We start from the raw sequence: 3,945 nt of genomic DNA on the forward strand, positions 1-3,945 counted from the left end.
TCCAACTGCACCCGCTCAGTCCGTGATGGCCCCGCCCTCCGGGCCGCCCCCGCCGCCTGAGCGCATGTCCAGTACCTCGACCCGGCGGACAACCCGGTTGTTCTCAGGGCGCGTGTCGCCGGGGTAGTCGATCTCGGCGATGATCTCCCACACCCCGGCAGCTAGCCCCGGAATGGTTCCCGGCCTGGCGGTGCAGCAGGCACCGTGCTGGATGGTCACCTCCCGCCAGGCCCCAGCCGGCGGCGACCCTCCTGCCGCCGGCCGCGCCCACAGCCGGAGCGGCACCCGGATCTGACTGCGGCCCAGGTTGTTCCGGTAGTCCAGGTAAATGCCCACTTCGAACGGTTTCCCCGCTTCCGCCATCTCCGGCGTCATCAGGCCCACCACCGCCGGATCATCCACAACCTGCTGCTCGGGGCGGTTGTAGGCGAAGGTGAGGACGTTGTTGGCCAGCCCTCCCTCCGGGCCGGGCTCCCCCTCCCGCTCGACCACCTCGGCCACCGCACCGGCGCAGCTCTTCTCGGCGGGAAGTCCCAGCGCCGCCCCAATCGCCCGGGCCAGGGCAACCTTGGGGTTTGCGGTGTGAGCAGCACTCAGGGCATAGACCGAGGGCAGGTCGATCACGCCGACGATCTCGCCCTCCTCCGGGTCACCCTCGACGGCACTCACCGTCACCGTGACGGTGTGGGGCTGCTGCGGTGCGAGGCTTGGCGGGAGGGGCGTCTCCCCCAGGCTGCGGACCAGCCGCCCGTTCTGGTCGGTCAGGAACCACTGCACCGCCACCGCCTCGCAGAGTTCCCCGAGGGTGCGTGAGGTCAACTCCAACTGCACCCGGGCCTGCACCGACACCGGAGCGCCCGGGACCAGCACCACCGGCTCGGGACTGTCGAGCCAGCGCAGGTCGTATGCCTCCCCGACCCGGTAGGCCACAAGGCGTCCGGAGGGCTCCCCGTTCCAGTAGAAGTTGTAGCCTGTGATCAGGAGTCCGTCCACGAAGACGGGGTCGATGCCCACGCCTGCGAACTGCGAAAAGTTGAAGGGACCATCGGCCGGCCGTTCGCCGTCGTGCAGGAGCAGGAAGCGGTTGGTGGGCGCCTTGTCGGTCGGGCGGATCAGGGCCGGGCGGGGATCGCCGCCGGCCGCGTTGCCGGTGTCCAGGGAGTACGTGTACAGGTACCCGTTCACGTCGCCGAACAGGAGCGCCCCCCGGCCCACCAGCGCCAGCGGGGCGGTGTTCATGGACGCCTTCTCCCCGTTCAGCCTGTCCGCCGGGCCGAACTTGCGGAACCACTTCACCTGGCCGTCCGGCCCCACCGCCACCACCGCGCCGTCGTTACCGGTACGGCCGCTCCGCAGGTCCGCGCCGGTGTCGGTGTAGTTGCGCAGGGTGATGTACAGGTGGGTCTCCGGGCCGTCGGGGCCCTGACGGACCTCAACCGCGGGCTCGGTGTTGGTGAATGCGGCCCTGGCGCCGATGAGAGCAGGGAGGTTGATGGAGTAGCTGGGCCAGTTCGTGGGTTTGCTTCCCAACTCTAGTTCCGTTCCCCACAACCTGCCACTCGTGTCAAGCCAGTACACACTGCTCCCGTCAGAGGTGAAGTTCCCGGCGAACCCAGCGGCGCCGTCAACTGTCCAGACCCGGTACGGACGGTAGTCGTTCGCGCGATCCAGCGCCAGACGGATGGCCCGTCCACCCTCGAATCCGTCCGTGCCGATCACGAAGCTGGGGTTCTCGCCATGGGGCAGGGCCATGACCGCCGACGGGGTGATGAAGCCGCCGAAGCCGCCCTCGTCTTGCTTGGTCGCCGGTGCCTCATAGGCCTGCCGTCGCACGGACCTGCCCGGCCTGTCCAGTTCCTGGACCACCCAGACCTTACCGAAGTCGCGTGGGCATAGAGGCCGCCCATCGGAGCGGTTTTTCTCATCTTCGTAGTTCGGCCGGTCAGCCACAACCACGATGTCTCGTCCCTGGTCGTGGATCACCAGCGGCGAACCGACAATCGGACAGCCCAGGTCTAGTTCGGCCCGACGAAACCACCCTTCCCTTGTGTGATAAGCCCACAGCCAGCCATACCCCGTGCCAAAGTACAGAACCTCTGTCTCCGGGCTGTACGTAGGGCTCGACTGCGGAGGGATCACCTGACCGCCCGGTGGTTGGTGAACTCTAACCTGCGTTCTGGTCGCCCCATCATGGACCGGCGCCAGTTCTCCGATCGGTTTTCGCTGGTCGTCCAGCTCTATCCGCCACAGAAAGGCGCCAGCCGAGTGGAAAACCACGTTGTCGATCACCACGGGCTGTGCGGCACTTGCCCCTAAGGGCTCCGTCTCCCAGTATGTGGTAGACTCAACCAGCCCAGTGGGGTCCGATACAGCCGACGTGCGTTGCGGCGATCCACCCTTGGTGATCCAGTCCCCCGCCAGGCCCTGCGAGGACGACATGAAGGTCAGCCAGACGGCGATCCCAGTTGCAGCCCACCGTCGCCACCTCATCCTCCGGCCCCCCTCAGTACCGTACCGCCCGGTTTTCGAGGTACCAGCTTGGATACTCATACAGGGGGAAGAAGGGCGTGAAGATGTGAACCTGGTAGGTGCCCGACATGGTTCCGTCATCACGTCGGAAAATCGGCTCGGCACCTACCCAGTAGACCTTGGCTCCCATCTGTTCAGCGATAAAACGGACGGGCACCATGGTCCGGTCATTCCGAATTACCGGGGGGGCATCAAGCGGCACTTCCTTCCCGTCTACCACTGCCACTGGATGGTTGATTGTGAGTGTGATTGTGCGCTCCGGTATGCTGACAGTTCGTTCCTCCAAGAGGAAGCGATGCCCGTTGGGGAGATACTCTTCGGGATCAAACAGGTCGGGATAGTCGTACCCGGGAGCAGGGACCGCCTTCATTATCTTGCGGGTTACGGCGGGGAAATGAATCGTTACCCGACGCCCAACTTGGTCCCACGAAACCTCTGCTCCCATCATCTCGCTGATAAAACGAATGGGTACCCGTACCCGGTTAACGGTCGTATCCAAGTAAGCAGGTACGTCAAAGTGCTCCGAGGCATTGCCCTGGTTCAGATAGACGTAGATGTAATCTGGGTTACCGTTGCTAGCCCTGCCGTCGTCCCGAAACAAGCCGGGGTGCGACTTGTCCCTCCAGTACTCGTACTCAATCCCGCGTGCTTCAGCGGCTTTCTCCTCCTCGCTCATCTCCCGCACTTCGGAGATTGAATCCACCGGCTCATATCGACATGGTTTCCAGGTAGTTCGTGACCAACCAAATGACCGGCCGAAAACCTGCCTGATCAACTGCGTGTCGGGTTTTGGGTAGGCATAGACGTGCATCGTCGTGCCACATCCCATCCAGTCCTCTTCCCAGTAATAGGGATATTCCTGCGTCCAGGCAGGCAGCGGATCCCACACCCACCAGTCGTACCGGTCATAAGTCTCCGGGTACTCTCGAAGCACCCGCTCCACTTCCGCTTTCATTCGCTCGGACATGCCTTCGGGCGGAGGCGGCGGCGTCCACCCGTCCGGCCAGCCCGGACCCGGCTCATAGTTCTCGTCTGGGTACTGCGCAATCTCCAGACGCGTTTCCTGCTCGGCCCCCACGTTTGCAGGCACGTGCGTGAGCAGCATCGCCAATAACAGCCAGGTGAGATGCTTGGTGATCCCTGTGCGTCCTCGATGCATCCGCACTTCTCTCCCCCACTGTGTGCTTCTCACATAACCAATACGAAACCCCCTGGAGGCGGGTTCTCCCGGGGGCTATCGCTACGAGATAAATCGACCGGGGCCAAGAAGGCGTTGCGGTGCCCAGGCAGCAGCTTGTCGAGCCGGACCAAGAGACGAACAGCGTCGAGCTCCTTGTTGGAGCCGGGGTCACGGAGGCACAGATGCGCTGTCTCGCGAACCCTCGAGCATCCTTGATCCTGCCGAGTGCAGCGAAC

General features: G+C 64.2%; 2 protein-coding genes. Both read right to left on the bottom strand.

Annotated features, from left to right (window positions below; genetic code table 11):
- Positions 1-15 precede the first annotated feature (15 nt).
- Entirely contained in the window at positions 16-1,833 is a 1,818-nt protein-coding gene (locus AB2385_RS16670; protein WP_367656140.1) for a hypothetical protein, read from the bottom strand.
- 670 nt (positions 1,834-2,503) lie between these two features.
- Positions 2,504-3,688, bottom strand: coding sequence for a copper amine oxidase N-terminal domain-containing protein (locus tag AB2385_RS16675; RefSeq protein WP_367656141.1), 1,185 nt, complete (start codon positions 3,686-3,688; stop codon positions 2,504-2,506).
- Positions 3,689-3,945: the final 257 nt, after the last annotated feature.

This window comes from Symbiobacterium sp., assembly GCF_040797425.1.
Lineage (GTDB): Bacteria > Bacillota > Sulfobacillia > Symbiobacteriales > Symbiobacteriaceae > Symbiobacterium.